This is a genomic window from Paraburkholderia sp. D1E (genome assembly GCF_052682275.1).
The window spans coordinates 7,525,504-7,552,176 of the sequence record NZ_JBQYMB010000001.1; the positions used below are offsets into that span (position 1 = coordinate 7,525,504).

General features: G+C 62.3%; 22 protein-coding genes and 3 pseudogenes. 13 read left to right on the forward strand and 12 right to left on the reverse strand.

Going from position 1 to position 26,673, the window contains the following annotated elements; all coding sequences use genetic code 11:
- Nucleotides 1-10: 10 nt before the first annotated feature.
- Genes ACUN0E_RS33785 through ACUN0E_RS33800 form a run of 4 tightly spaced genes read right to left on the reverse strand, consistent with a single transcriptional unit; the run spans nt 11 to nt 4,469 of the window.
- Nucleotides 11-1,039, reverse strand: a complete 1,029-nt coding sequence (locus tag ACUN0E_RS33785) for an ABC transporter substrate-binding protein (protein WP_445569334.1) — start codon at nt 1,037-1,039, stop codon at nt 11-13.
- 41 nt (nt 1,040-1,080) lie between these two features.
- On the reverse strand, nt 1,081-1,911 hold the full coding sequence (locus ACUN0E_RS33790) for an ABC transporter ATP-binding protein (RefSeq protein WP_408232867.1): 831 nt from the start codon (nt 1,909-1,911) through the stop codon (nt 1,081-1,083).
- Entirely contained in the window at nt 1,905-2,963 is a 1,059-nt protein-coding gene (locus ACUN0E_RS33795) for an ABC transporter permease (protein WP_445569335.1), read from the reverse strand. Before ACUN0E_RS33795 ends, ACUN0E_RS33790 begins: the two co-directional genes overlap by 7 nt.
- A 57-nt stretch (nt 2,964-3,020) precedes the next feature.
- A complete protein-coding gene (locus ACUN0E_RS33800; protein WP_445569336.1) occupies nt 3,021-4,469 on the reverse strand; it encodes a SidA/IucD/PvdA family monooxygenase in 1,449 nt (482 codons plus the stop codon).
- 313 nt (nt 4,470-4,782) lie between these two features.
- Here ACUN0E_RS33800 and ACUN0E_RS33805 point away from each other — a divergent pair, with 313 nt between their 5' ends.
- From ACUN0E_RS33805 to ACUN0E_RS33835, 7 genes are all read left to right on the forward strand, one after another.
- Nucleotides 4,783-5,850 carry an ABC transporter substrate-binding protein gene (locus tag ACUN0E_RS33805; protein ID WP_445569337.1) on the forward strand — a complete coding sequence of 356 codons (1,068 nt, stop codon included), beginning with the start codon at nt 4,783-4,785 and terminating at the stop codon, nt 5,848-5,850.
- 16 nt (nt 5,851-5,866) lie between these two features.
- Nucleotides 5,867-6,727, forward strand: a complete 861-nt coding sequence (locus tag ACUN0E_RS33810) for an ABC transporter permease (RefSeq protein WP_445569338.1) — start codon at nt 5,867-5,869, stop codon at nt 6,725-6,727.
- A 37-nt stretch (nt 6,728-6,764) separates the two neighbouring features.
- Nucleotides 6,765-7,634, forward strand: a complete 870-nt coding sequence (locus ACUN0E_RS33815; protein WP_445569339.1) for an ABC transporter permease — start codon at nt 6,765-6,767, stop codon at nt 7,632-7,634.
- Between the two features lie 49 nt (nt 7,635-7,683).
- Nucleotides 7,684-8,550 carry an ABC transporter ATP-binding protein gene (locus ACUN0E_RS33820; RefSeq protein ID WP_445569340.1) on the forward strand — a complete coding sequence of 289 codons (867 nt, stop codon included), beginning with the start codon at nt 7,684-7,686 and terminating at the stop codon, nt 8,548-8,550.
- Between the two features lie 46 nt (nt 8,551-8,596).
- Entirely contained in the window at nt 8,597-9,973 is a 1,377-nt protein-coding gene (locus tag ACUN0E_RS33825) for an LLM class flavin-dependent oxidoreductase (RefSeq protein WP_445569341.1), read from the forward strand.
- Nucleotides 9,974-10,003: 30 nt separating this feature from the next.
- Nucleotides 10,004-10,951, forward strand: a complete 948-nt coding sequence (locus ACUN0E_RS33830; protein WP_445569342.1) for a TauD/TfdA dioxygenase family protein — start codon at nt 10,004-10,006, stop codon at nt 10,949-10,951.
- 101 nt (nt 10,952-11,052) lie between these two features.
- Nucleotides 11,053-12,273: an LLM class flavin-dependent oxidoreductase gene (locus tag ACUN0E_RS33835; RefSeq protein WP_408232894.1), complete on the forward strand. Its 1,221-nt coding sequence runs from the start codon at nt 11,053-11,055 to the stop codon at nt 12,271-12,273.
- Between the two features lie 284 nt (nt 12,274-12,557).
- On the opposite strand, the pseudogene ACUN0E_RS33840 reads toward ACUN0E_RS33835, so the two are convergent.
- A pseudogene (locus tag ACUN0E_RS33840) lies at nt 12,558-13,774 on the reverse strand (acyl-CoA dehydrogenase family protein).
- Between the two features lie 294 nt (nt 13,775-14,068).
- Here ACUN0E_RS33840 and ACUN0E_RS33845 point away from each other — a divergent pair.
- Both ACUN0E_RS33845 and groL read left to right on the forward strand, forming a co-directional pair.
- Entirely contained in the window at nt 14,069-14,359 is a 291-nt protein-coding gene (locus tag ACUN0E_RS33845; protein ID WP_408232924.1) for a co-chaperone GroES, read from the forward strand.
- Between the two features lie 18 nt (nt 14,360-14,377).
- Entirely contained in the window at nt 14,378-16,018 is a 1,641-nt protein-coding gene (groL, locus tag ACUN0E_RS33850; protein ID WP_445569343.1) for a chaperonin GroEL, read from the forward strand.
- Between the two features lie 122 nt (nt 16,019-16,140).
- Here groL and ACUN0E_RS33855 read toward each other — a convergent pair whose 3' ends face one another.
- The 3 genes and pseudogenes from ACUN0E_RS33855 to ACUN0E_RS33865 all read right to left on the reverse strand — a co-directional run.
- Nucleotides 16,141-16,461 (reverse strand): 4Fe-4S binding protein, encoded by a 321-nt coding sequence (locus tag ACUN0E_RS33855; protein WP_445569344.1) that lies wholly within the window; start codon nt 16,459-16,461, stop codon nt 16,141-16,143.
- Nucleotides 16,458-18,107, reverse strand: coding sequence for an FAD-dependent oxidoreductase (locus tag ACUN0E_RS33860; RefSeq protein ID WP_445569345.1), 1,650 nt, complete (start codon nt 18,105-18,107; stop codon nt 16,458-16,460). Before ACUN0E_RS33860 ends, ACUN0E_RS33855 begins: the two co-directional genes overlap by 4 nt.
- A gap of 10 nt (nt 18,108-18,117) precedes the next feature.
- Nucleotides 18,118-18,255, reverse strand: a pseudogene (locus tag ACUN0E_RS33865) (ATP-binding cassette domain-containing protein); the annotation flags it as partial.
- Between the two features lie 421 nt (nt 18,256-18,676).
- On the opposite strand from ACUN0E_RS33865, the gene ACUN0E_RS33870 reads away from it, so the two are divergent.
- From ACUN0E_RS33870 to ACUN0E_RS33885, 4 genes are read left to right on the forward strand one after another with little or no spacing between them, the layout of a single operon-like run.
- On the forward strand, nt 18,677-19,534 hold the full coding sequence (locus ACUN0E_RS33870; RefSeq protein ID WP_408232936.1) for a transporter substrate-binding domain-containing protein: 858 nt from the start codon (nt 18,677-18,679) through the stop codon (nt 19,532-19,534).
- Nucleotides 19,531-20,292, forward strand: coding sequence for an amino acid ABC transporter permease (locus tag ACUN0E_RS33875; protein ID WP_408232939.1), 762 nt, complete (start codon nt 19,531-19,533; stop codon nt 20,290-20,292). Before ACUN0E_RS33870 ends, ACUN0E_RS33875 begins: the two co-directional genes overlap by 4 nt.
- Entirely contained in the window at nt 20,282-21,088 is an 807-nt protein-coding gene (locus ACUN0E_RS33880; RefSeq protein ID WP_408232942.1) for an amino acid ABC transporter permease, read from the forward strand. Before ACUN0E_RS33875 ends, ACUN0E_RS33880 begins: the two co-directional genes overlap by 11 nt.
- On the forward strand, nt 21,075-21,932 hold the full coding sequence (locus ACUN0E_RS33885) for an amino acid ABC transporter ATP-binding protein (RefSeq protein WP_445569346.1): 858 nt from the start codon (nt 21,075-21,077) through the stop codon (nt 21,930-21,932). Before ACUN0E_RS33880 ends, ACUN0E_RS33885 begins: the two co-directional genes overlap by 14 nt.
- 98 nt (nt 21,933-22,030) lie before the next feature.
- Here the strand turns inward: ACUN0E_RS33885 and ACUN0E_RS33890 are convergent, their stop codons facing one another.
- The 4 genes and pseudogenes from ACUN0E_RS33890 to ACUN0E_RS33905 all read right to left on the reverse strand — a co-directional run bounded on the left by ACUN0E_RS33890 (nt 22,031) and on the right by ACUN0E_RS33905 (nt 26,464).
- Nucleotides 22,031-23,359 (reverse strand): LLM class flavin-dependent oxidoreductase, encoded by a 1,329-nt coding sequence (locus ACUN0E_RS33890; RefSeq protein ID WP_408232948.1) that lies wholly within the window; start codon nt 23,357-23,359, stop codon nt 22,031-22,033.
- Nucleotides 23,356-24,729: an MmgE/PrpD family protein gene (locus tag ACUN0E_RS33895; RefSeq protein WP_445569347.1), complete on the reverse strand. Its 1,374-nt coding sequence runs from the start codon at nt 24,727-24,729 to the stop codon at nt 23,356-23,358. Before ACUN0E_RS33895 ends, ACUN0E_RS33890 begins: the two co-directional genes overlap by 4 nt.
- A gap of 227 nt (nt 24,730-24,956) precedes the next feature.
- Nucleotides 24,957-25,103: pseudogene (locus ACUN0E_RS33900) on the reverse strand (CmcJ/NvfI family oxidoreductase); the annotation flags it as partial.
- A gap of 14 nt (nt 25,104-25,117) precedes the next feature.
- Complete coding sequence (locus ACUN0E_RS33905; RefSeq protein ID WP_445569348.1) at nt 25,118-26,464, reverse strand: LLM class flavin-dependent oxidoreductase; 1,347 nt, start codon at nt 26,462-26,464, stop codon at nt 25,118-25,120.
- Nucleotides 26,465-26,673 lie beyond the last annotated feature (209 nt).

Below are 26,673 nucleotides of genomic sequence, written 5' to 3' on the forward strand. Positions count from 1 at the left end.
TGACGCACGCTCACGCCAGCACGTTCGAGAACACCCGATCCGCCAGACGGTTCGAATCGGTTCCACTGTTGAGCACGCCAACCGCCTTCAGATCGTCGGCATACAGCGAGATCTCCTTCTTGAACGCCTCGCCGACCGGATGATGGCGATCGGTATGGCTCTTGAGCATCGCCGTCAATTGGCCCACATCTGCGGACGGCGTATAGACCGAGAAAATGGCTGCCGCGTCAGCCGGATGATTGGCGGTCCACTCGGTCGCTTCGAGCAGCGCCTGCGTCAACGCCTGCGCGGTAGCGCGATCTTTTCGCACCAGCGAACCGCGTACGCCAAGCACACAGCATGAACGCGTCTGGTATTCGCCGCATAGATTGTTCGACACCTCATACAGGTGGTCAGATTCGCGGATCGACCAGATGGTCGGATCGCCGTCCGCGATGGCCTGCACTTCGCCCTTCTTCAGTGCTTCACCCAACAGGTTCGCCGGATACTGGCGCCAGTTCACATCGCGTTCCGGATCGACGCCGATTTTCTTCAACACGATGGCAAAGAAATTCTTGGTCGGACTCGCCATATCGCTGACGCCGATCGTGCGGCCCTTCAGTCCGGCCACGTCGACGATGCCCGACGCGCGCGTGGCGAGCAAACGCATGCAGCCACCGTGAATCCCGGCGGTCAGTTTCACATCGAAGCCCTGCTCCAGCGGCTTGATCCAGCGCAGCGCCATACCGACGCCCGCGTCGGATTTGCCCGTCGCGATTGCCTCGAGCAACTGGTCGGTCGATCCCGAAAAATTCACGAGCTCCACCTGCAAACCGTGCCGCTCGAAAAATCCCTGCTTTACCGCAACGGCCACAGGCGCAGTACAGATCGCGCCCGCGTTCCAGGAAAGCTTCAGCGGCTTGAGCGGCGTTTGAGCGAACGCGAGCGCCCCCGGCATCAGCGACGCACCACCGAGCGCCGCCGCTCCCGCAGCCCAGGCCGTCCTGCGCAACCACGCGCGGCGGGCCGGGCTCAGCGGAGATTCATCGTAGGGATTCATGGTTGACTATTCCTCAGGTCGTTATCGATTGTTTTATTCGTTCAGGTGTCGAGTCCGAGCTGGGCAAGCACCTCGCGGCGCAGCGCCACCAGTTTCGGATCGTCGCGATGGCGCGGATACGGCGCGTCGTTACGCACCTCGGCGACCACGCGCGCCGGCCGCTCACTGAAAACGATCACGCGATCGGCGAGCAACAGCGCCTCTTCCACGTCGTGTGTCACCAGCAGCACGGAAAAGCGGGCGTCCTGCCAGAGCCGCGCCAGTTCACCCTGCATGCGGATACGCGTGAGGGAGTCGAGCTTGCCGAACGGTTCGTCCAGCACCAGCAGCGCCGGATCGTTGACGAGCGCGCGGGCCAGCGCGACCCGCTGCGCCATGCCACCCGACAATTGATGCGGAAACGCTTCCGCAAAATCACTCAGACCGACCAGTTCCAGCGCCGCGTCGATCCGTTGCTGCCCCCGTTCCTCTTGCGGACCGCTGCGCCGGGCGAAGCGTTTGCGCTGCGCCTGCGGACCGATTCCGACATTGCCGCGCACCGTACGCCACGGGTACAAGGTCGGATCCTGGAACACCACCACGCGCGACGGATCGGGGCCCGTGATCGCGGCGCCGTCCGCCTGCACGGTGCCCTGCGTCGGCGTATCGAGGCCGGCGACGAGCCGCAGCAAGGTCGACTTGCCACAACCGCTAGGCCCGAGCAGCGCAACGAACTCGCCCGGCTCGACCGCGAAGCTGACGTCATGCAGTACGGGCAACGCCGCGCCGCGGAGCGCGAATTGATGACTGACATGGCGCACGTCGATGCGCGCGCCGTCACGAACCGCAGCCGCAGCGGCGGTCTGATTCAGCACTTCGGGTACGGCTACCATTTGAGTAATCCTTTTTGCCACGCCAGCAAGCGATCACGCAGGCGGAACAGCAACGTGATCAGACCCGAGCACATCAGCGCCATCACCAGCAACGCGGCATACATATTCGAATACGCGGCCCAGCCCTGCGCCCATTGCAGATACCAGCCGAGCCCCGCCTTCACGCCCATCATTTCCGCGACAATCAGCACGGAGAACGAAGCGCCAAGACCCATGAACAGCCCGACGAACACCGACGGCAGCGCCGCCGGAATCGCAACGCGCAGGATCAGAAAACCGGGTCTCGCGCCGAGCGTGCGTGCGATGTCGTAATAGGCCGGGTTGACGCCGGCCACACCCGACCAGGTCAGCACGGCAACCGGAAAGGCGGTCGCCAGCGCGATCAGGAACACACTGGCGCTGAAACTCGAGGGAAAGAAGAAGAACGCCAGCGGCAACCACGCGGTAGCCGGTAGCGGTCCGATCAGCCGCAGGACCGGATGGACCCAGTAGCTCACGGCCTGCGACCAGCCGATACTCACGCCCGTCACAAAACCCGCAGCCGCGCCCAATACATAGCCATAGGCGAGTAGTCCAAACGAATGCACGACGCTCGAACCGAGCCGCGGATAGTCTTCGGCGAATACACCGATCAGTGCTTGCGGTGGTGCAAAAAAGGGCCGTGGCAGCCATTCGAGTTGCGCCGTGACCGCTTCCCATGCGCTCACGCCGAGCGCCAGCGCGAGCAGCCACGGCATGGCCCCAAGCCATGCGTCGGTGCGCGTGGGCGTCGTCGCCTCGCTGGACGTGCTGCGCCATCCCGCGACGGCCGTCGCGACAGCGAATGCAGCGAGCACCAGTTTGAGCGCGATGAATTCTTTCGTATACGGCCAGTCGTCCAGACTCGGCCACCATTCGGTCAGCGCCGCGCTGCCGAACCACGCTATGGCAGCGAGGCCCGCAATCAGGACGTCACGTGAAAGCCCACGCTGTGTTACGGCACGCTTGACGCCGCCGGTTTCCGCGCCGATGGCCGGTGCTCGTGTCGCGATCGATTCGAACTGAGTGGACATAACGGTCCCTGCCTCCTGCCTTGTTGACTTAGCGTGACGGCTTGCCTGAAGCCCATTTCATGCGACGTCGACCTTGTCGCGCTGCCAGACGCTGTGTGTGTAGACCGATTCGTCGAAATCGGCGGCGATGTCGCCATGAATACGTGTTTCATGCGCGTCCAGATCGGCGAGGAACAGATCGCGGCTGATTCGCTGCACCACTGCGGGAATGTCGCGCTTCATGCTCGGCACGTCGCCGACCGGCAGACCGAAACTGACGAAGGCCGCAGGGTTATAGACGTGGATATGCTTCAGGTAAGGCGCGTCGCCCTCCACCTTCTCGAGGTATTCGAGCCCGGCGCCGAGATACGGATGCGCGCCAAGCGCGTCGTCGCTATCGCTTGCGGCGGGCACGTATTGATCACGCCACAGGCGAATATGCCCGGCGATCTGCGCCAGTTCCGGCCGCAGCGCGGGATCGACGACGTAGCCCGTGCCGGCAATCACGAAATCGAATGCAAACGACTCACCCGCCACGTCGGTCTCGACGTGCTCGTCCCTGACGCTGGCATGTGTCCACGACGCGCCGGGATGCAGATGAAAGTTCGGAAAACGTGTGACGCGCTCCACGGCATCGAGCGGCGGCGTCGAACCGGCGCGGCGGAAGCGTCGCGCCTGCGACCAGCGAATCTCGTCGGGCAATTGAAAATAGTTGTCGTACGCACCGGGATAGGCGCGTGTTCGGGTCACCGGCACGGAAGCAATCCGTTCACGTCGTGCGAACAGATTCACCTGCCTTGCTCCGGCTTCGAGGGCCGTGGCCGCCGCATCGAATGCCGATGCCGCGCTGCCGATCACCGCCACGGATTTGCCGCTCAGTGCCGCGAAGTCGATTGCCTCGGAGGTGTGGGCAAGAAGCGTCGGCGGAAGGTTTTTCAGCACGGCGGGAATGTTCGGTCCGCCATTGCCCGCCACACCATTGCCGAGGACGATCTTGCGTGCCGTCTCCACGACGTTCCGAACCGTCGCGCCGTCGCGTACTTCCAGATGCAAACGAAAATGCTCACCCACGGGCTCGATCCGTGCGAGACGGGTGCCGTAGCGAATCGGAATCTCGAGGAAATGCCGGTACCACGCGAGGTATTCTGCCCAGCGCGTGCGAGGAATCCGGTCGATCTCCGCGTACGACGCGGCACCGAAGCGCGCCTCATACCACGCCTGAAAGCTCAGTCCGGGCAAGCCCGCCTCCGGACCAGCCAACGACTTCGGTGTACGCAATTTATTCATGCGGGCGCGATTCAACCAGACACCCGATTGGCCTTCGTCGGATGCGGCGTCGATCACACTAACCTGACCGATCCCCGCGCGTCTCAGAGCGAACGCGAACGCCGTGCCGGTTTGCCCACCACCGACAATCACGACGTTATGGTCGATGCCATCGTGCGGCGGAACCCAGTTCTCGGGCGACGGACCGATCAGCCGTAATGTATCTAGCGCATGTTGATCGGGGTGGATGGATTGCGTCATGGTGTCGGGGTCAGCCAGGATATTGGTAAGCAGGCGTATACGTCGAAATCGGATGGCACGGCCATCGGACAATCAAGTATCCCGGTGCCACCGGCTTACCCAAACCAACAAATTTCGCTTTGCTTATTTGTTTTTCCAGGGTGTCGCGATTGCGCCCTCATAGCCAGCCAGATGGCAGGTTCGAACTCCCGCAGATTTTCTTATCAGCAATGATTGGTTGGATTCGAACGCACGCGAATCTAACGTGTAGTGCCAGCTATCGGCTCATCCGAGCATTTGCACCTCGTTCCCTCCCCTCGATTGGACTTGCCGCATGCGCTATTTCCGTTTGCTGAAATCTTTCGTCGCCGTGGCGACCCTGTCGCTCGCTGCGGCTCACGCCTACGCCGACAAACCGGCAGTGATACGCATCGGTGTTGCGCAGCAAGGTACGGGCGATCCTCCCACCTTTGGCGGATCACCTGCAGCAACCGTGCAATTGCAGCAGTCGCTCGAAAAAGAATTCGCCGCCGACGGTATCAAGGTCGAATGGCTGTTCTTCAAAGGCGCCGGCCCCGCAGTCAACGAAGCAATCGCCGACAAGTCGCTCGACTTCGCCTATCAGGGCGATCTGCCCGCCGTGCTCGGGCGCGCCAACGGCCTGAAAACGCGCCTGCTGCTCGCCTCGGGTGTCCGCGCCGGCGTCAAGATCGCCGTTCCTGCAGATTCGGACATTCGTTCGATCAAAGACCTGAAGGGCCGGCGCGTGTCGATCTTTCGCGGCACCAATCTGCAACTCGTCACCGACAATGCGCTCGCCGCCAATCAACTCGACGAGCGGGATCTGCGCGTGATCAATCTCGACTCCGCGAGCTCGCTTGCCGCGCTGGCGTCCAAAGGGATTGATGCATCGGTCAACGATTACCACCTGTACAAACTGCGCGACCAGGGTCTCGCGAAAATCGTCTACGAATCGCAGAACGACGGCCCGCAATTCACACGTCAGGCGCATCTGTTAGTACTCGACGACTTCGATCGCGCGCATCCGGATATCGTGCAACGCGTCGTCAACGTGCTCGTCAAAGGTGCGCAATGGTCGTCCGATGAGACGAACCGCGACGCGCTCTTCAAGCTGTGGGCCCAAAGCGGTGTGTCCTATTCCTCGTGGCAGGCCGAGTTTGCGAATCAAAGCCTGAAAGACCGCAATTCGCCGTTGATCGACCCGTTCATCGTCGCGCGCTACAAGGCCGTCGCGGCGGATGCGCTGAAACTCAAACTGATCCGTCAGCCCGTCGAGGTCGATAACTGGTTCGAGACGAAATATCTCGACAACGCGCTACGCACACAAAAACTCGACCATTACTGGACGCGCTACGACGCCGCCGGCAAGCCGCTCAGCTAAAACCGGAGCAATCACGATGAGCGAAACCGCATTTCCGGTCGAGAGCGAACAGCTCGGCCACGCCACCGCGCCCGAGGTGCCTGAGGCGCCGCTGCATCGCAATCCTCGGCTGCACGCACTCGCCTGGCAGCTCGCGCCATGGGTATTGCCGGCCGTACTGCTCCTCTTATGGATGACGGGTTGCGAGCGCGGCTGGATCGCGCCGCAAATTCTGCCGCCGCCCGAGCGCGTGTTCGACACCTTCATCGAACTGGCGAAGAGCGGCGATCTCGTGAGCAACACGCTGATCAGTCTGCAACGCGTTCTGCTCGGCTTCGGTGCCGGCACGCTACTCGGCTTCGTGCTCGGCGCGGCGCTCGGCCTGTCACGCACGTTTGAAGCCTATGTATTGCCGAGCTTCAAAGCGCTCGTGCAGATTCCGGTACTCGGCTGGCTTCCGTTTCTCTTGTTGCTCGTCGGCGTTGGGGAGCCGCTCAAATACATTCTGATCGCGCATGCCGCGCTTGTTCCGGTGACCTTGAGCACGCTGCAAGGATTCCGGCAGACACCTGCCACGCTCGATGAGGTCGCGCGCGTATTCCAATACAACGGCTTGCAACGGATCGTCTATCTCGTTCTGCCCGCTGCCGTGCCGACGCTCGCCACCGGCGTACGGCTCGCATTCACCAAAGCCTGGCTCGCACTGGTGGTCGTCGAACTGGTGGCGTCGTCCGAAGGGCTCGGCTATCTGATCGTCTACGGCCGCCAACTGTTTCAGCTCGACCTGGTGATGGCGTCGGTGGTCGTGGTAGGAGCCATTGGTTACGCGGTGAACCGTTCGCTGGACGCACTCGAAGCGCGCTTGCGGCGCGGACAGCCCTCGGCGTTTCGCGAGTGACCGCGCCCACTGCTACGCCGCACATGAGGAATCTACGATGAGTCTCTTCTCCTTCCACCAGTCGAAGCCGCCCGCCGACACGTCCTGCGATTGCAACGTGCCCGCCGCCTTCCGCCGCGCGGCGCAACCGCGCCGGCCGCTGCTCACGCGCGTCGACTGGCGCGGCGCCGTATTGCCGCTCATCGCGATTGCGATCTGGTGGGCCGTCTCGGAGGCGCATGTCGTCAAACGCGGTTTGCTGGTGAGTCCCGCACAAGTGCTCACCACGGCGTGGCAACAGATTGTCAGCGGCGCGCTTTTCAAGGCCCTTTCCGCGTCGCTCGCGCGTGAAGCGAGCGGTTTTGTGATCGGCACGCTGGGTGGCCTGCTGCTCGGCAGTGTGCTGGGTTTCTCGCGGCTCGCCACACGCATGATTGGTCCGAGCTTCGACACCTTCAAGCAGATTTCGCTGTTCGCATGGATCCCCTTGATCTCGGTGTGGTTCGGTCTTGGCGATGCGGCAAAAGTCGTATTCCTGTCGCTCGCCGCGTTGCTGCCGGTCGCCGCTCACACGTGCGACGGCATCCACGCGGTGCCGCGCGCCTATATCGAAGTCGCGCGCGCCTTCCGTTACACGCGATGGCAACTCATCAGCGCCGCCATTCTGCCGGCCGCGTTGCCGTCGATTTTCACCGGTATCTACCTCGCGCTGATCTATTCGTGGCTCGCCACACTCGGTGCCGAATATCTGCTGGTGGCCGGCAGCGGCATCGGTAACACGCTGATCGACGGCAGCGAGCAGTTCCGCATGGATCTGGTGCTGTTCGGCGTGATCGTGGTCGGTCTGACCGGCTGGGCGCTGAACGCGTTGGCACGCGCCGTGGAGCGTGCGGTTTTTGCACGCCGTTCCCCTGCCGCCGCACGATAAACATGCACTGAATACGCACCGGACACGAACGAAAAGGACAGGACCGCACATGACATCTTCCACGCTTTCCGAAAGCATCGACATTCTCCGTGTCAGCAAGCGCTATGCACAGCAGGACGGCACGCCACTCGCGGTGCTCGACGACATCAGCCTGCGCGTGCGTCCCGGCGAATTCGTCAGTGTGCTCGGTTCGAGCGGCTGCGGTAAATCGACACTGCTGCGATTGATCGCGGGACTCGATACCGACTACACCGGTGAGATCGTCGTCGCCGGCAACAAGGTACGCGATACCTCGCTCGAACGTGGAATCGTGTTTCAGGACCACCGGCTGTTCCCGTGGCTCACGGCGTCGCAAAACATTCTCGCTGCGTTGCGTAATGCTCCACTCTCAGCGCTCGAAAAACGTGACGCCGTTGCGCAACATATCGCGCTCGTCGGCCTGAACGGCTTTGAACATGCGTATCCGCATCAACTGTCGGGCGGCATGGCGCAACGTGTCGCGATTGCACGCGGTCTCGTGAACCGTCCACGCGTACTCCTGCTCGACGAACCGTTCGGCGCGCTGGACGCGCTCACACGCGGCCGCTTGCAAAACGAATTGCAACGCATCTGGGAACGCGAACGCATCACGATGATTCTCGTGACGCACGACGTCGACGAAGCACTCTATCTCGGCGATCGGGTTGTCACGATGGCGCCGCGCCCGGGACGCATCAAACGGATCGTCGACGTCGCTTTGCCGCGCCCACGCGAACGTAACGATCCCCGTTTCATCCGTTTGCGCGACGAGGTGCTGGCCGATTTCGCGGAGCAGGATGGCGAGCGCCGCGAACCTCACGGAGACGATACGCCCGACGGTGGTACGCGCATCCCAGTGGCTAGTCCGCCGATCACCGAATGGCGGCTCGCATGGTGATGCGCACGGCTTCCCGCCAACACACAAAACATTTACGGAGCGCACGATGAGCAGTGAAAACCGGCAGAAGCGGCAGATCAGACTGGGCGCGTTCCTGATGGAGACAGGCCATCATATCGCCGCATGGCGGCATCCGGATGCGCACGCGAGCGGCGGACTCGACTTCGCGCACTACGCTGAACTTGCGCAGATCGCCGAACGCGCCAAATTCGACGCAGTGTTTTTTGCCGACAGCGTGAGCGTGCGCGACAGCAATCTGCCATCGCTATCGCGCACCGCGCGCGCCGATCATTTCGAGCCGTTGACGCTGCTGTCGGCGCTGTCGGTCGTGACGAAACACGTCGGCCTGATCGCGACCGTCTCCACGACGTTCAACGAACCGTACAACCTGGCGCGCAAGTTCGCGTCGCTCGATCATCTGAGCGGTGGACGCTCGGGCTGGAATCTCGTCACGTCGAGCACCGAGTCCGAGGCGCTCAATTTCAGCTTCGACCGGCACCCGGATCACGCGATCCGCTACGAGCGCGCGCGCGAGTTCTACGACGTGGTGGCAGGCCTGTGGGATAGCTGGGAAGACGACGCGTTTATCCGCGACAAGGAAAGTGGCGTCTATTTCGACCCGGACAAGCTGCACGTGTTGGGCCACACCGGCAAGCACTTCAAGGTGCACGGACCGTTGAACGTCGCGCGTTCGCCGCAGGGATGGCCGGTCGTCGTACAGGCCGGCGCGTCGGAAGCGGGACGTGAACTCGCGGCGCAAACCGCAGAGGTGATCTTTGTCGCGCATCAAACGCTCGACGAAGCGCAGTCGTTCTATCGCGACGTCAAAGGACGCCTCGCGAAATACGGGCGCGCGCCGGATCATCTGAAGATCATGCCAGGCATTTTCCCGATTGTCGGCCGCACGCAGGAAGAGGCTGAAGCAAAGTTCGCCGTGCTGCAGGACCTGATTCATCCGACCGTGGGTCTGTCGCTGCTATCGAACATGTCGGGCGGCGTGGACCTGTCTCAATACCCCGTCGACGGGCCATTGCCCGAATTGCCGGAGACCAACGGCGGCAAGAGCCGTCAACGCCTGCTATTCGATCTCGCGCGGCGCGAAAACCTGACGATCCGCGATCTGTATCTGCGCATTGCCGGCGCTCGCGGCCATCAGCAGGTGGTCGGCACACCGCACAGCATCGCGGACCAACTACAGCAGTGGTTTGAAGAGGAAGGCGCAGATGGCTTCAACATCATGTCGCCATGGTTGCCGGGCGGGTTGACCGAATTCGCCGATCTGGTGGTACCGGAGCTGCAACGGCGTGGACTGTTTCGCACCGAATACGAGGGACGCACGCTACGTGAAAATCTCGGACTCCCACGACCCGCAAACCGATATACCGCCGAGACAAAACAGGTATCCGCAGTAGCGGGTTACTGACCCGAAGCATTTTCTTCCCAAGGAACCCCCATGAGCGCAGCCGCATTGCAGGAACTACAGTCGATTCAGATCAACCCGCTTTCCGCGCACATCGGCGCTGAAATTCATGGTGTGGATCTCACGCAGAAACTGGACGCGCGCCAGATCGCGGACATTCGTTCGGCGCTTCTGAAATGGCGTGTCGTGTTTTTCCGCGAGCAATTCCTGACGCACGAACAGCACGTCGCATTCTCGGCACAGTTCGGTGAGCTGACCTTGGGGCATCCTGTGTTCGGCCATGTCGACGGCTATCCGGAGGTCTATTCGATCTCGAAGTACCGCAAGGCGACACGTTTCGAGGGACAGCCGCTGCTGCGGCCCTGGACCGGCTGGCACACCGATGTGACGGCCGCGGTTAATCCGCCCTGGGCGTCGATCCTGCGCGGCGTGACGATTCCGCCTTACGGCGGCGATACGCAGTGGACCGACCTGGTGACCGCTTATCAGAAGCTTTCCGCACCGTTGCGCGCGTTCGTCGACGGTCTGCGGGGACTTCATCGCTTTACGCCGCCAGCGGGTGCGAGTGGAACGCAAGCGTTTGCCAAGGCCGTCGAACAACGCATTCTCGTCACCGAACACCCACTCGTGAGAGTTCATCCGGAAACGGGCGAGCGTGCACTCTATGTGAGCCCGAGTTTCCTGAAGTCGATCGTCGGCGTCACGCCGCGCGAAAGCCAGGCGCTGCTCGAACTGCTCTGGGAACATGTCACGCGACCGGAGTTCACCGTGCGCTTCAAATGGGAGGCCGGCAGCATTGCCTTCTGGGACAACCGCGCGACGGCTCACCTCGCACCCACGGATATTTTCGATCTCGACTTCGACCGGCAACTGTATCGCACGACGCTTGTCGGCGACGTGCCCGTCGGCCCGGACGGAGTGCAATCAGTGGCAATCGAGGGCTCGCCGGTGAGCGCCGCGGCGGCAGTCGCGTTGAACTGAGAACTGGGAACTGCGCTGCAGCGCAGACCCGCGCGCCGGAAAATTTCAGGCGTCTGCATCGAACACACAACCATTCATACCGATCGACTCGGATACTCACTGTGACTCACTCAACTCTGGCTGCGCCCTCGCCCGCCTCGACGATTTCTGCCGAAGCTCCGCGTGACGCTTCCCCCTTCGTTCCGGTCCGCTCGCCCACTGCGTTCGCGGATAGCCCGGTATCGCGCGCATTGGAACAGCCCCTGCTGCTCGGACTGTTTCTGCCGATTCAGGCGGGCGGCTGGAGCGCGTCGACGCTGCCACGCACCACGGACTGGTCATTCGACTACAACCTCGCGCTGGTGCAGAAAGCCGAGGCATTCGGTTTCGATCTCGTGTTCGCCTTGTCGCAATGGTTGCCGAAAGGCGGCTACGGCGGCGTGTTCAATGGCGAAGCGCTCGACTCCTTCATGTCGCTCGCCGCGATGACCGCGCGCACTGAACGCATCATTCTGGTAGCGACCAGTCACGTTCTGTACGGCCCCTGGCATCCGCTTCATTTCGCCAAATTCACCGCCACGCTGGATCACATCTCGAAGGGCCGCTGGGGCATCAACGTTGTCACCGGTCATCGCGCGATCGAGCATGAGATGTTCGGCTGGCACCGTATCGAACATGACCGGCGCTACGAACTTGCCGCTGAATTTCTCGATGCCGTACAGCAACTATGGGCGCAACCGGACAACTTCAGCTTTGCACCCGAGCTTTCGACGTGGAAGCTGGACAAGGCGTTTGTAACGCCCAAGCCACGCTATGGGCGTCCGTTGCTCGTGAATGCGACCGGCTCCGACGCCGGCATCGACTTCGCGGCCCGCTACTCCGACATCGTATTCATCACGAGTCCCGCCGGCTCCGAGATCGAGGCCGCACTGACCGCATTGCCCGCGCACACTGCACGCGTGAAGGCCGCAGCAGCGAAGCACGGGCGTGCAATCCGTACGCTGATCAATCCGATGGTGATCTGCCGCGAGACAGCCGCCGAGGCACACGCCTATCACGACGCCATCGTGGCGCATGGCGACGAAGCCGGTTTCCATCGTTTCGATAGCGACGCTCATGCATGGCGCGGCAATGCCGAACAGCGCAATCAGGCCGCGGCGCGCGCGGTGGGGGGCAACATCTCGATCGTCGGCTCGCCGCAGCAGATCGCGGATTACATCGTGCGGCTGCATCAGGCCGGTGTCGACGGCGTGCAGCTGAGTTTCTTCGATTTCCAGCCCGACCTGGATTTCTTCGGCGAGCGCGTCCTGCCGTTACTGCGCGAAGCAGGCTTGCGGTACTGACGACTGGTTACTGATGACACATGTCACATCGCAGGCGGCGTTGCGCCGCCACCGCAAGCGCCTCTTCAGCGGCGCACCCGGATTGGCCGTCACGCTCATCATCGCGCTGTCAGGCCTGCCGTCGCAGGCACAGACTCGCGGCGATAAGCCCGTCCCCTTGTCCGTCCCAGGTGCCCGTTGTTTCTGAACCGCGCAAGACGATGCGCGTCAGAATCAGTAGGCACCCGCCAGGCGGTCACTTCGTCAAGACACTTTGGGGGAAACCGTGGCGCCTTTCCAGATACTCAGAAAACGCGCCCTTCGGTGAGATGCGTGGTCACACCGTTCAACTCGTAGTCGCCGATCACGCGTGCTTTGTGCAGCAATGGATTGTGGCTGAAAATCGTGCGCAGATTGCGCCAGTGACGGTCGAAATTGTCAGCTCGCCCAGTGGCCGACGCGCCGCCGATTTCAAACAGGCGCTCGCCCGCATGGAGCGCCAGCTTGCTGACCACCAGTTGAGTTTTGGCGGTAGCCAGCGAGCCTTCCAGCACCAACTGCTCCGCATTGGCCGCGCCGCTGCGGATTGCATTGGCCGAACGGTCCAGAGTGCGTGCGTTCTGATTCACCAGCGCGTCGATCGACAGGCTGTGCGCCGCGAGATCGCCGACCACCTGCTGCACGAAACCGTCCTCGCGTGCCGAAGGGGCCGGGCTATGAGCACCGGGCGCCCGTATTGCGTCACGTAGCGTCGCGCATCCGCAAGAATGTTACGCACGATACCTGCCGCAACCGTCACCAGATGCAACTGCCGCAATGCGCTGCCGTGCCGGCCTGCGAGACTCGTATAGCCACGCGTGGCAATTTCATCCGAGAGGACCTGTACGTTGTCGAGTACCAGGCTGCCACTCGCCGTCATGCGTTGCCCCATCCCATCCCAGTCGTCGAGTACCTGCAGACCTTCGCGGGACACCGGAATCACGATCGACACCTTCTCGTCGTTTTCATCCTGCACGTTGATACGCGCATAGTCGGAGAACGCCGTGCCGGTCGAATAGTATTTCTTGCCCGTTACGCGAAAGTGCTCACCGTCGCGCACCAGTTTAGTGACGATTTCACCGGGCCTGGACGTGCCGAGTTCCGTCGACGCCCCACCGAAGATTGCCCCTGCCCGTACCCGTTCGATCTGCGTATCGTTGAAAGCGGAACGCGGTGACAACAGCAATTGCTCGGTCAGATCGAAATGAATCCGCAATGCATGCGCGACATTCGATTCATGCGCGGCCAGCGTGGCTATCACATGAAAAAGATCTTCTAGCGAACCACCGAGGCCACCCCATTCGACCGGAAAACGAGCCACGCCCAGCCCCGATTCGCGAAACAACGCGAAGCGGTCGAACGGCAACTCGCGCCGCACTTCACGTTGCGCGGCATCTTCGCCGATCGCTTTAGCGAGTGCCGGCAACCCGGTCAGTGCCGCGTGAAGCCGCGCATGCGCTGCGCCTTCCTGAGAGACCTGCATGCCTTCATTCCTTGTTTGTAAAAGCGCACGGATCAGGCTTGATCCGGCTAATGTGCCTTGGGAGAACGAACAGCGTCCGCATGGGACGTGCCGATGCGACAGGCCAGTATAGGGATGCGGCACGCAGCGTAAAACCAGCGATTCAAGCTATGGATATGCGCGTTTCTGAAATGCCATTTGCCGATAAGGATCGATGAATCCGTTATTGGAGCGTCGCCCGGCATATTTCTATACTCGATTCCGGTCAGCACTCACCAACGACGAGTGCCAAATTTCAACTGCGGAAGTCGAACCATGAGCCTACGTCCCTTGCATGACCGCTTGATCGTCAAGCGTCTCGACCAGGAAACCAAAACTGCTTCAGGCATTGTCATTCCTGAGAGCGCCGCGGAAAAACCCGACCAGGGCGAAGTCATCGCCATTGGACCGGGCAAGCGCGATAACGACGGCAAACGTATCGAGCCCGACCTGAAAGTCGGCGAGCGTGTTCTGTTCGGCAAGTACGCCGGTCAGTCGGTCAAAGTCGACGGCAACGAATTGCTCGTACTGCGCGAGGAAGATGTCGTCGCAGTCGTCACTCAATAACGAACGGAGCGTTACAACATGGCAGCAAAAGAAATCATTTTTAGCGACGTCGCCCGCTCGAAACTGGTCGAAGGCGTCAACATCCTGGCCAACGCGGTCAAGGTCACGCTCGGTCCGAAGGGACGTAACGTGGTTCTGGAGCGCAGCTTCGGCTCGCCGGTGGTGACGAAAGACGGCGTCTCGGTCGCCAAGGAAATCGAATTGTCGGACCGCGTGCAGAACATCGGCGCGCAACTGGTGAAGGAAGTCGCGTCGCGCACCAGCGACGCCGCCGGTGACGGCACCACCACCGCGACGGTGCTCGCGCAAGCCATCGTGCGTGAAGGTCAGAAATACGTCGCGGCGGGTCTCAATCCGCTAGACCTGAAGCGCGGCATCGATAAAGCCGTGGTGGCCGCCATCGACGAGTTGAAGAAGATCAGCAAGCCGACCACGACCAGCAAGGAAATCGCCCAGGTCGCAACGATTTCGGCCAACGGCGAGGAGTCTATCGGTCAGCGCATTGCCGAAGCGATCGATCGGGTCGGCAAGGAAGGCGTCATCACCGTTGAAGACGGCAAGTCGCTCGACGATGAACTCGACGTGGTGGAAGGCCTGCAGTTCGACCGTGGCTATCTATCGCCGTATTTCATCAACGATCAGGACAAGCAGGTTGCCGTGCTCGACAACCCGTTCGTGCTGCTGCACGACAAGAAGGTGTCGAACATCCGTGATCTGCTGCCGATTCTGGAGCAGGTCGCGAAAGCCGGCCGGCCGCTTCTGATCATCGCGGAAGACGTGGAAGGCGAAGCGCTGGCTACGCTCGTAGTCAACAACATTCGTGGCATTCTGAAGACCGTCGCGGTCAAGGCGCCAGGTTTCGGCGACCGCCGCAAAGCGCTGCTCGAAGACATCGCGATTCTGACAGGCGGCCAGGTGATCGCTGAGGAGACCGGACTGTCGCTCGAAAAGGCGACGCTCGCGGAACTCGGTCAGGCCAAGCGCATCGAGGTGGGCAAAGAGAACACCACGCTCATCGACGGCGCGGGCGACAGCAAGACCATCGAAGCGCGTGTGAAACAGATCCGCACCCAGATCGAGGAAGCAAGCTCCGACTACGACCGCGAAAAACTGCAGGAACGAGTGGCGAAGCTGGCGGGTGGTGTCGCTGTCATCAAGGTCGGCGGTGCAACCGAGATCGAGGTCAAGGAAAAGAAAGACCGCGTCGACGACGCGTTGCATGCCACGCGCGCCGCAGTCGAAGAAGGGATCGTGCCGGGCGGTGGCGTCGCGTTGATTCGCGTGAAGCAGGCCATCAGCGGACTCAAAGGTTTGAACGCCGACCAGGACGCGGGCATCAAGATCGTGCTGCGCGCGCTTGAAGAGCCGCTGCGTCAGATCGTGACGAATGCCGGTGAAGAGGCTAGCGTGGTGGTCGCGAAAGTGGCTGAAGGCACGGGCAACTTCGGTTACAACGCGCAGACCGGCGAATATGGCGATCTCGTCGAATCGGGCGTACTCGATCCGACCAAGGTCACGCGTACAGCGCTGCAAAACGCGGCGTCGATTGCGGGTCTGCTGCTGACCACCGACGCCACCGTGCATGAAGCACCGAAGGATGCGCCGGCGGCAGGTCAGCCTGGTGGCCCGGGCGCAGGTGGACCGGGACTGGATTTCTGAGCGTCGGCACCATAGCAGGTCATGCCCGCCAGCGTGCTTTTTACAGCATGCCGGCGGGCGCTAACGGGACACATACGGGGCACACAGAACTGCACGTACCCATCCCACCGCGCTCATGTGTCTCAATGCGAGCGAATCAGCAACTCGTAGCTCGCATCCTGGCTCGCGGTTGACTGTCTTTCACGTCCCCAGCCGATCGCGAGCCGGTAGTTTCCCAGGACAGGTTCATCTGATCCGGCGGCGAGCGACGCAGGTTCGACTTGCGGTGCAACGAAGAGCGCGTCTTCGGGGCAATACAGTTCGCACATGAAGCAAGTCTGACAGTCGCCTTGACGCGCGATGCGCGGTGGGCCGTCGCGCACCACGTCGAACACGTTGGTCGGGCAGGCCCGCACGCAGATGTTGCAGCCCGTGCAGCGCGCAGCGTCGACGATCTCGATCATGCCGTCACTCCTTCCGTATCCGCGGCAGCCCGAGGCACCGCCAAGCTCTCGATCCATACTTCGTCCAGGCCTCCGCTCAACAGGCGGTGTCCCTGCGATGGATCAAGTGCGGCATGCTCGAGCCGCCGATGCATACCGCGCGTCTCGGTACGTTGCTGCGCGCTGCGATACATCCAACGCGAGGTGGCGAGCATGGCCGCTGCTTCACGCGCGCGCACGGCATCCAACGCGCTCTGCGCCGGAGCCGCACGGCGCACACGCTGCCACAGTGCGTCGAGCCGGGAAAGCGAGTCATCGAGTAACGCACCCTGGCGAGTCCAGTTACGCTGCGTAGGGAACACCTCCTGCTGCACGCCACGAATTACTTCGCCGCTGTCGTAAGGCGCCTTGCCGCCGCCGTCTCGAAGCCCTGCTCCTCCCGTACGCACCACTCTGCCCTGGCGCGCCGCGGGGCCTCGTGAACGCGCGTAATCCGAGGCGCCCGCACCGGCCCAGAATCCCGACGACATCGCCCACGCCGCGTTATGGCTACCGCCTCCGGTAAAGCCGCCGCAGATCAGTTCACGCGTCGCCGCATCGCCCGCTGCATACAATCCCTCGACCGAGGTGGCGCAGGTCGGGTCGACCAGATGCAGGCCGCCGGTTCCCCGCACGGTTCCTTCGAGACGCAGGGTGACCGGGAAATGTTGCGTGAATGGATCGATCCCGAGCCGGTCGAACGGCAAGAAGAAGTTCGGCTGCGCAGTGCGCATCCGTGCGCGAATCTGCTCGTCGGCACGATCGAGGCACGCAAACACGGGCTGGGTCTGCAAGGTTTGCGCGATCACCCCGCGGCCATGCGCCGAGCCTGCGCCGGGAATCACCGATCCGTCACGGTAATAGAACGTCGCCCATTTATAGAACAGCGATTTCGTCACCGATGAAAACGCTGGACCCAGGCCATAGGCGTTCGAGAACTCCATACCTGAAAGCGCAGCCCCCGCTTCGGCGGCCATCAACTGGCCGTCACCGGTCAGGACGTTGCAGCCGAGCGCGTTGCTGAGAAACGCACAGCCGCCGGTCGCGATGACCACCGCGCCCGAGCGCACGATCCATGTGTCATCCGCCTGACGATCGACGCCCGCGGCCCCGGCCACCGCGCCCTGCTCATCCACTAGCAATTCGAGCGCCGGACTGTGGTCGAGGATGCGCACATGGGCTTCCTTGACGCGTTTGCGCATCAGCCTCATATAGTCGGGGCCTTGCAACGATGTGCGCCGCTCTTCGCCGGATTCATCAACCGGAAATGGGTAGCCCCACTCGGCCAGTTGCTGCGCATTGATCCACGTCTGTTCGAGCACGCGATCCATCCAGGTCTGATCGGCAAGCTCGCCGCCCAACTTGAAACGGCTCGCTTTCGCGAGACGCCGCGCTTCCGCATCGCGCGGCACGTGCCACACCGCAGTGCCGGCAGGCGCAGTCGCGCCGGAAGTCCCGCAGAAGCCTTTGTCTGCCAATATCACGCGGGCGCCGTTGGCAGCGGCGCTAATCGCCGCCCACGCCCCGGCCGGACCGCCGCCGATCACCAGCACGTCGGCGTCGTGCCGCACCCCGCCGTCCGCCGCCGTCACGGGAGGCCGCCCGTTTTTCTCTGAGTTATCCGCCATGAGCGGTTCCCCTTAAAATCGACACCCGATCTGCAATCCGGCGTAAATCGCCCATGCGATGCGACACGAGGGGAATCGCCACGCCCTCGCCGCGCAATTGATCGAGTAACGCGAACAGGCGCTCGGCTTCCGGAGCGGACAAGCTCGCCCCCATCAGCGCGACAACCTCGCCTGGGTGAATCGACAGGTCGAGTTTCGCCAGCGCCGTAGTTGGCCCGAAAGACTTCGATACGGAGGCGGCAGTCAGAATCGGCAATGGCATCGGAGAAGTCCCGGAAGCCTTGTTTCAGGAGTATGGCCGGCCATGTTAGCGTCGCGGTTCGGAGCGGCCAACGAAGCGTTGTTCATATCGTTAGGTGTCGCATGAATAGCGGCGCTTCATTCCCAATTACGCTCACAGCGCAATCAATGCCTTGGTCGGTAAATCCGCTATTTCGTCGATTTCAATGCTCAAGCGACGCTCGCGTCTGCATAAATGCGCGAATCAGATAACGGTATGAAAAATCCTTGGTTCTTTCCGGCGCCACACATGCCGAGAATAGGCGATCCCGTATTCAGCCTATCCTTCCATGTTCAGCCGACCGACCCGCCCCACCCTCCAGCGCGCCGCATTCCGCACATTGCGCGCCGTGATGCTTCTTGCAGCAATGGGCACCAGTGCCGCCCACGCCGACACGACGCTCGACCGGATTCATCAGCGGCACAAGATTGTCATTGGTGTGATCCTGTCAGGGCCGCCGTTCGGTTCGCTGGACCCGGCCACCCAGAAACCGCTCGGCTTTAATATCGATCTCGCGAACGACGTCGCGAAGCGCCTCGGTGTCGATGTAGAGCTGACGCCGGTCCAGCCGTCGAACCGTGTGCAGTTCCTGCAACAAGGCAAGGTCGACGCCCTGATCGCCAACATGGAAGTCACGAAGGAACGCGCGGAGATCTTCTCCTACCCGCCCACGCCCTTCGAGGAAATCGGCGGCGCTCTCATCACCCGCAAGGACAGTGGCATCAAGACGTGGAACGATGTGCGCGGCAAGCCCGTCTGCGTCTCGCAAGGCAGCAACTATACGAAGCCGCTCGCCGAAGAATACGGCGCACAGGTGAAAGCATTTCGCGGCCAGCCGGAGTCGTTGCTCGCGCTGCGTGGCAATAACTGCGTCGCCGCGGTCCACGTCGCGCCTACCCTGCGCCTGCTGGTCGCACGCAATCCGGACTGGAAGGACTACACCATCCCGGTATCGAACGAGCTGATTCCGTCGCCGTCTGTGATCTGGGTTCGCAAGGGCGAAACGGACACGCAAAGCGCACTCGAAAAAATCGTGCAGGACTGGCATCGCAGCGGCTGGCTGATCGACACTGAGCGCAAGAACGGGATGCAGCCCTCGCAAGCCGTGCTCGATCTGCATGCGAAGTACAAGGCGCAAGGTGCATGAGCGCGTCGACTGAAGCGCTCATGCACGCCGCTGCGGCAGTGGTGGCTGCGATCGGCAAGATCGGGTTGAACTACAGTTTCGTACTCGCCCCCGACGAACTGGCGTCGTTCCTGCACGGCATGCTGGTCACGCTCGAACTGTCGCTTGTCACGATACTTGGCAGCCTTGTCGCCGGCATTGCGCTAGCGGCGCTGCTCACTTCGCCGCGTCCGGCGCTCGCGCGCCCCGCTCGCGTGTTCGTCGAAATCACACGCAATACACCGACGCTCGTGCAGCTTTTCTGTGCCTTTCTGGTAATCAATATGCTGATCAGCGAGGCACTGCGTAATCTGGGCGGCAATCCGCTGACGCCGTTTATCTGGAGCGCGATCGTGATTTCGCTGCATAAGGGAGCGTTTCATGCCGAAGCACTGCGCGCCGGCATTGAAGCGGTGCCGCGCGCCACGCTCGAAGCGGCGCAGTCGCTCGGTTTCAGCCGACGCCAGCGGCTTTTGGGCGTGCAGTTGCCGCTCGCGCTGCGCTTTGCCCTGCCCGCGCTCGTCAACAACATGGTCGATCTGGTGAAGATGACGACGGTCGCCTCGGCAATCGCCGTCGGCGACGTCACGTACGCGTCGATCATGATCTGGACGCAGCGCGACAACGTGCTCGAATTAATGATCCTGATCCTGCTGTTCTTCGGCCTGCTGACCTTTGCGGTCAATCGCGCGGGGCGCTGGCTTGAAGTCCGTCTGAGGATGCCCGGTTATGGCCACTGAATCCATCACCGTGCCCGTGCGGGACGGGCGGTACCGTTCCATCTTCGCGCTTGCCAGCGTGGTTGGCCTCGCCGCCCTGCTGGCTCTCGCCGAACACGAAATCGCTCACGGTCCACGCTATCCAGCGCTCGCCGCACTCATCACGTGGGCGCCGGCGCTCGGCAAGTCTCTGTGGGTCAACATCGAAATCAGCCTGCTAGCCATCGCGCTCGGCACACTCGCCGGTCTCGCGCTCGGCCCCTTGCTGCTGTCGCCGGTCCGGGGTGTTCGTCTGATTACCCGCAGCTATGTGCAGATGTTTCGAAATGCACCATTGCTCGTGCTGATCTACTTTTCGACCTACGTGTTCCCATTCGAAATCGCGCTCGGCCAACACATCGTGCCATTTCCCGACTGGTTCAAGGTCACGCTCGGCCTCGCGCTGCCTGCCAGCGCCAACTTCGCCGAGATCTTCCGCGGCGCGATCCAGTCGATCCCTCATGCGCAGTGGGACGCCGCGCGTTCACTTGCCTTCAGCCGAACCCAGGTGTTCCGTTGGATCATCCTGCCGCAATGCGTGAAGCGGATGCTGCCGCCATGGATGAATCTTTACGCCAGCATCACGATGGCGACCGCGCTCGCATCGCTGGTGGGCGTACACGATCTGCTGGACACCGCGCAGGTTGCGAGCAATACCGTGGCGCGTGCGGATTTCACAGTCGTCGTCTATTTCACGGTGCTCGGGTTGTTCTTCGCATACTGCTACCCGATCGCGCGCTTCACCCGTCTTCTTGAGAAACGCTATGCTTTCAGCTGATGTCTCGCTCGCCCCTGCCGCCGCTACGGCAGCCGTGCGCCCACTGGTCCGGTTGCGCGACGTGCATCTTTCATTCGGCTCGACGCCGGTGCTCAAGGGTATCGACCTCGAGGTGTTCCGCGGACAGGCCGTGTCGATCATCGGACCGTCCGGGTCGGGCAAGTCGACGATTCTGCGCTGCATGACCGGATTGTTGCGTCCACAGCATGGTGAGATCGAAGTCGACGGAATCCGTGTCGACCGGCTTGTCTCGGAACGCGATGAGATCGAATTGCGCAAGCGCGTCGGTTTCGTATTCCAGCAATACAACCTGTTTCCGCATCTGAGCGTATTGGACAATCTGGTTGTCGCGCCAGTGCGCATTCTGGGGCGTGACAAAGCCGGCGCCACCCGCACCGCTTACGATCTGCTGAAGAAAGTGCGCCTCGCAGACAAGGCCCATGCCTACCCGGGGGAACTGTCGGGCGGTCAACAACAGCGCGTGGCGATCGCACGCGCCCTCGCGATGCAACCGGATCTCATCCTCTTCGACGAGGTGACCTCGGCTCTCGACCCGGAGACCGTAGGCGAAGTGCTAACCGTGATCCGCGATCTGGTGAAAGACGGCATGACCTGCGTGCTCGTCACGCACGAGATGCGCTTTGCCGAAGAAGTCAGCGACACGGTGTATTTCACCGAGGCCGGCGTGATTGTCGAACACGGCCTAGCTAACGCGCTGTTCCGCGCGCCGGTCAGTCCGCGTACACGCGAGTTTCTGGCGCATACCCAGTCTGCGCCGGAGGCTGCACGCGCTGCGCCGCCCCGCGCGCCGCTACAACTGGATCTGCGCCACTTCGCGATCTAGGCCGGCTAGTACGACGCATCGGGCGATACAAACCTGAACGACGCGGCGTCTGCCCTGCAGACGCCGCGTTTTACTTTCCGTGCTTTACTTTCCGTGCGTCACTGCCCCGCATACCGGCTCACGGGCCGCTGCAAACCGAGATGATCGCGCAACGTGGTCCCGCTATATTCGGTGCGGAATAACCCACGCCGCTGCAATTCCGGCACGACGAGTTCGACAAAGTCGTCGAGGCCGCCGGGGAAATATGGCGGCATGATATTGAAGCCGTCGGCCGCTTCGCCGGTGAACCACTCCTCGAGCGCGTCCGCCACCTGCGTAGGTGTGCCCCATACAATGCGGTGCCCACGCGCGCCGGCCACCAGGTAATACAGTTCGCGCAAGGTCAGATTCTCGCGGCGTGCGAGATCGGTCAGCAGTTTGGCGCGACTTTTCAGCTGATCGGATTCAGGTAGCTCCGGCAACGGACCATCGAGCGGATACTTCGACACGTCATGCCCGAGCCGGTCGGATAACAGTGACAATGCGCCGGACGTATCGGTCCACTCCTGCAATTGCGCGTACTTGTCTTTCGCTTCCTGTTCCGTTCTACCGATCACAGGAAACACGCCCGGCATCACATGCAGTTGCTCGCCTTCACGGCCAAATTTCGGCAGGCGGCCTTTCAGATCGCGATAGAAGACCTGCGCTTCTTCTATCGTCTGCTGCGCAGTGAACACTACCTCCGCCGTGCGCGCGGCCAGGTCCTGCCCCGGCCCGGACGAACCTGCCTGAATCACCACCGGATGCCCTTGTGGCGGGCGCGACGCATTCAATGGGCCTTTGACGGAGAAAAACTGACCCTTGTGGTCCAGCGTATGAACCTTGGCGGGATCGAAGTAGAGGCCGCGCGCTTTGTCCTTGAGCACCGCGTCGTCATCCCAGCTATCCCACAGCCCCTTGACGACATCGACGAATTCGCCCGCCATTTCATAGCGCAGCGCGTGATCCGGGTGATTGCCGCGCGTAAAGTTCGCGGCCGTACGATCGTACGAAGTCGTCACGACGTTCCAGGCCGCACGCCCGCTGCTCAGATGATCCAGCGAAGCAAACGCGCGCGCGACGTGATATGGCTCGCTATACGTGGTCGACGCGGTAGCAGCGAGGCCGATGTGGCGCGTGCCCATGGCGAGCGCCGACAGCAGGCACAGCGGTTCGAGCCGCATTGCCATCGACGGATGCGCATCGGGGCCGCTCGTGAGGCCGTCGGCGAGAAAAACCATGTCGAACTTCGCGCGCTCGGCGGTCTGCGTGACGCGTTGCATCAGCGCCAGATTCTCGCTGCCCGCCTGCGCATCAGGATGCCGCCAGCCTGCGACGTGGTGCCCCGCGCCCTGAATGAAGAGCCCGAGACGCATCTGCCTGCGGGTGCTGCTGTTATTCGTGCTCATACGTGGATCTGTGCGAAGACATTGAAAAGTGAAGCGAGATCGGGTGTGCTCTGCATCGTGTCGATATGCGTCGGGATGAAAGCGAAGCGTTCGTCGTGGCCGGTGGCGTCCGCGAACTTCGCGTGCAGATCTTCTGCGCTGTAGAGGCGATCGGTCTTATGGCTCAGCACCGTGCCGTTACGCAATACGATCTCCACCGTCGAGAAACGGGTAGCGGGATCGGTCGAGGCGCGCGCCGCAGTTTCATCGTGGCGGCTCGCCACGCGTCGCGCGAGCGCGATCAGATCGTCACGCACGGGTACATCGGCAAAGGTGGCGAGGCCCGGCGAACCATCCGTCAACGCGGCCGCGACCGCGTAGGCAACGCTGAAACGTGCTTCAAGGCCGGTCGAAGGTAACGCTCTGGACAGTGGCGTGTCGCCGCCGGGCGGAAACGTTACCGTCACTTCGCCGATGTCATCGGGCGCGAGACGGTGCGTGTCGCGCAATGTCAACGCGGCATGCACGGCGTAGTGCGTCGCGGTACAGCATGCCCACGGCTTGAAGTACAGGCCCGGAACCGCGATTTGCCAGGGCGCGCCCCAAGCTTCGAGCACGCGTTCGGGTTGTGCGGCGCCGCCGCTGAACACGGCAAAAAAACCGATGGGTCCGTCCAATGCCTCCGATGAGCCCTGCAATCCCGCCGCCGCGAGTTCAGCGGCGAACAGACCTGCACGCGCGGCGAGCCCCGCATGCAGGGGTTTCGCTTCGCTGCCGAACTGCAGGCGTAAGCCGGCGGACTGCGTGGCGGCGAGACCCAGCGCGTTCTCAACGGCCGCGGCATCGAGCTTCAGCAGATAAGACGCAGCGGCGGCCGCGCCAAGCGCGCCCAACGTCGCGGTATTATGAAATCCCTGCTCGTAATGCCGGCTGCCGAGCGCGAGACCGAGGCGCGCCATCGTTTCCACCCCTACGACGTAGGCGTCGAGCAAGTCAAGCGCGCTGCTGCCGCGTGTTTGTGCCAGCGCGAACAGCGCGGGCAGCAATACCGTAGTGGGATGGCCTCTTACGCTGCTGTGCACGTCGTCGTAGTCGAGCGCGTGCCCGGCGTAACCGTTGAGCAAGGCAGCCTGCTGCGCCGACACACGAGCGGCGCTGCCGATCACCGCTGCTTCACCTCGCGAGTCATTGGCGCTTACCGTCAGGAGTTTTCGATAGCCGCTGTCGCTCGCACCGGCAAAAGCGGCAGCGAGGAAATCGAGAATGCCGCGTCTGGCTGCAGCAATCGCGCCGGCGTCCTGGGAAGGCGACGCCTGCGTGATCGCGACGGCCAGCCGTCGTGTAATGCCGGCGGCCTGCTGGCCGACGCTGGGTGCATGAGGGCTTGGCATGTCAAAGGCGTGAGAGCTGTGGAATCGCACTGGGCTAGCGTTGCCTGCACTTCGCTCGACGACGGTTAAACGATGCGTCGACTCGAAAGGCAGGGCAATGTCCCAAACGCCGCATGCTAACGAAACGCCGTGTCACAACCAAACAAGAAATCACGCTTTCGATATAGCATATTCTGCGATGCTGCAGCAGACGCACACGCTGCCGGCCTGCCGGCGCAACCTGTCGCTCAAAAGAACAACAGCGCGCGCAGTTCAATGCTTCGGCGCGGCGGTGCCTCGGCCGGCGAAGTGGGATCGTCGAATGCCGTATGGGGCGATAGACACGCGATTCCGTCGCCCGTCGAATCGTAAATCTTCAGCAGCAGAAATTCATCGGGCGACATGTGCGTCAAGGCTGCGCATGGAGCCTGTGTACAGGCCGCCGCAATCCCAGGTTCTCGCGCAACGTGCGGCCTTCATAGTCCTCGCGGAATAGTCCGCGTCGCCGCAGCTCAGGCACCACCAGTTCGACGAAATCGGTTAAACCGTCCGGCAGTACCGGTGGCATCACGTTGAAACCGTCAGCGCCATGATTGACGAAGCGCTCTTCGAGTTGATCGACGATCTGGGCTGCGGTACCGACGAGTTGCCAATGGCCGCGCGCGCCCGCAACCCGCAAATACAGCTGGCGGATCGTGAGGTTCTCGCGGCGAGCCAGTTCGAGCGTCAACACCTGCCGGCTCTTGCTCGCATTCGTCTCCGGCAGTTCCGGGATCGGTCCGTCGAGCGGATAGTCCGAGAGATCGAACCCACCGGTCAGTCCGGATACCAGTGCAAGCCCAACCTTCGGATCGACGAGCGACTGCAACTGCTCGAACTTCTCCCTCGCCTCGCTTTCGGTTCGGCCGACAATCGGGAACACGCCGGGCATGATCTTCAGATCGTCCGGATCACGGCCATAAGCCTGCATGCGTCCCTTCACGTCCGCATAAAAGTCCACGGCATCCTGCAGCGTTTGCTGCGCGGTAAAAATCACCTCGGCCGTCCTGGCAGCGAGGTCCCGGCCGGCTTCGGACGACCCGGCCTGCACGACGACCGGATGCCCCTGCGGGGAACGGGCAACGTTCAGCGGCCCCTTGACCTGAAAGAAACGCCCCTTGTGATTCAGCACATGCCGTTTGACGGGGTCGAAGAAACGCCCTTCGGCCTTGTTGCGAACGAATGCGTCGTCCTCCCAACTGTCCCAGAGACCCTCTGCGACTTCCGCGAACTCGGCGGCACGCGCATAGCGCTCGGCGTGATCGAAATGCCTGTCGCGGTTGAAGTTCTTCGCTTCGTGCTCGCTCGACGAGGTGACCAGATTCCAACCGGCACGCCCCCCGCTAATGTGATCGAGCGACGCGAATTTTCGGGCAATGTGATACGGCTCGTTGAAGCTCGTCGAGGCCGTACCGACCAGGCCAATGCGCTCAGTCACCGCCGCGAGCGCTGAAAGCAACGTAATCGGCTCGAACTGCGCCACGTAGCTGTGCGCCGTGCGGCTGAGAAAGTCGACGTTGTCGCCACGGGTACCCACACCGTCGGCGAGAAAAATCAGATCGAATTTCGCGGCCTCGGCCGCTTGCGCGAGCCGGACATAGTGGCGGAAGTTAACGCCGGCGTCCGCCTGGGCCGCGGGATGCCGCCACGCCGCAATGTGGTGTCCGGACGGATAGAGAAAAGCGCCGAGGCGCAGGTGCCCGCTACGTTTGCTCATGGAAGTTCGCGATGGAGAATTGACGGGTAGAGCCCGCACTGCGTCGATCGGCCAGTTGAACGGATTGAGTGGGCCGGGTGCTAAACGGGTCGACGTTAGCGCGCTGCGTGGCGCGCGGCAACCAAGCAAAGCTCATAACCTTATGAGCCTCGACAGGCGCGCGTTGCGTCAAAGGGAAGCGGCTGGAACCGCGTAGCGTAGGCGCTTTG

Bases quoted from the DNA above. Each gene is read 5' to 3' on its own strand.
- ACUN0E_RS33860 (WP_445569345.1), bottom strand. From the start codon at position 18,107: ATGGCGGATAACTCAGAGAAAAACGGGCGGCCTCCCGTGACGGCGGCG.
- ACUN0E_RS33805 (WP_445569337.1), top strand. From the start codon at position 4,783: ATGCGCTATTTCCGTTTGCTGAAATCTTTCGTCGCCGTGGCGACCCTG.
- ACUN0E_RS33785 (WP_445569334.1), bottom strand. From the start codon at position 1,039: ATGAATCCCTACGATGAATCTCCGCTGAGCCCGGCCCGCCGCGCGTGG.
- ACUN0E_RS33880 (WP_408232942.1), top strand. From the start codon at position 20,282: ATGGCCACTGAATCCATCACCGTGCCCGTGCGGGACGGGCGGTACCGT.
- ACUN0E_RS33810 (WP_445569338.1), top strand. From the start codon at position 5,867: ATGAGCGAAACCGCATTTCCGGTCGAGAGCGAACAGCTCGGCCACGCC.
- ACUN0E_RS33870 (WP_408232936.1), top strand. From the start codon at position 18,677: ATGTTCAGCCGACCGACCCGCCCCACCCTCCAGCGCGCCGCATTCCGC.
- ACUN0E_RS33905 (WP_445569348.1), bottom strand. From the start codon at position 26,464: ATGAGCAAACGTAGCGGGCACCTGCGCCTCGGCGCTTTTCTCTATCCG.
- ACUN0E_RS33820 (WP_445569340.1), top strand. From the start codon at position 7,684: ATGACATCTTCCACGCTTTCCGAAAGCATCGACATTCTCCGTGTCAGC.
- ACUN0E_RS33800 (WP_445569336.1), bottom strand. From the start codon at position 4,469: ATGACGCAATCCATCCACCCCGATCAACATGCGCTAGATACATTACGG.
- ACUN0E_RS33885 (WP_445569346.1), top strand. From the start codon at position 21,075: ATGCTTTCAGCTGATGTCTCGCTCGCCCCTGCCGCCGCTACGGCAGCC.
- ACUN0E_RS33895 (WP_445569347.1), bottom strand. From the start codon at position 24,729: ATGCCAAGCCCTCATGCACCCAGCGTCGGCCAGCAGGCCGCCGGCATT.
- groL (WP_445569343.1), top strand. From the start codon at position 14,378: ATGGCAGCAAAAGAAATCATTTTTAGCGACGTCGCCCGCTCGAAACTG.
- ACUN0E_RS33815 (WP_445569339.1), top strand. From the start codon at position 6,765: ATGAGTCTCTTCTCCTTCCACCAGTCGAAGCCGCCCGCCGACACGTCC.
- ACUN0E_RS33795 (WP_445569335.1), bottom strand. From the start codon at position 2,963: ATGTCCACTCAGTTCGAATCGATCGCGACACGAGCACCGGCCATCGGC.
- ACUN0E_RS33790 (WP_408232867.1), bottom strand. From the start codon at position 1,911: ATGGTAGCCGTACCCGAAGTGCTGAATCAGACCGCCGCTGCGGCTGCG.
- ACUN0E_RS33875 (WP_408232939.1), top strand. From the start codon at position 19,531: ATGAGCGCGTCGACTGAAGCGCTCATGCACGCCGCTGCGGCAGTGGTG.
- ACUN0E_RS33830 (WP_445569342.1), top strand. From the start codon at position 10,004: ATGAGCGCAGCCGCATTGCAGGAACTACAGTCGATTCAGATCAACCCG.
- ACUN0E_RS33825 (WP_445569341.1), top strand. From the start codon at position 8,597: ATGAGCAGTGAAAACCGGCAGAAGCGGCAGATCAGACTGGGCGCGTTC.
- ACUN0E_RS33855 (WP_445569344.1), bottom strand. From the start codon at position 16,461: ATGATCGAGATCGTCGACGCTGCGCGCTGCACGGGCTGCAACATCTGC.
- ACUN0E_RS33845 (WP_408232924.1), top strand. From the start codon at position 14,069: ATGAGCCTACGTCCCTTGCATGACCGCTTGATCGTCAAGCGTCTCGAC.
- ACUN0E_RS33890 (WP_408232948.1), bottom strand. From the start codon at position 23,359: ATGAGCACGAATAACAGCAGCACCCGCAGGCAGATGCGTCTCGGGCTC.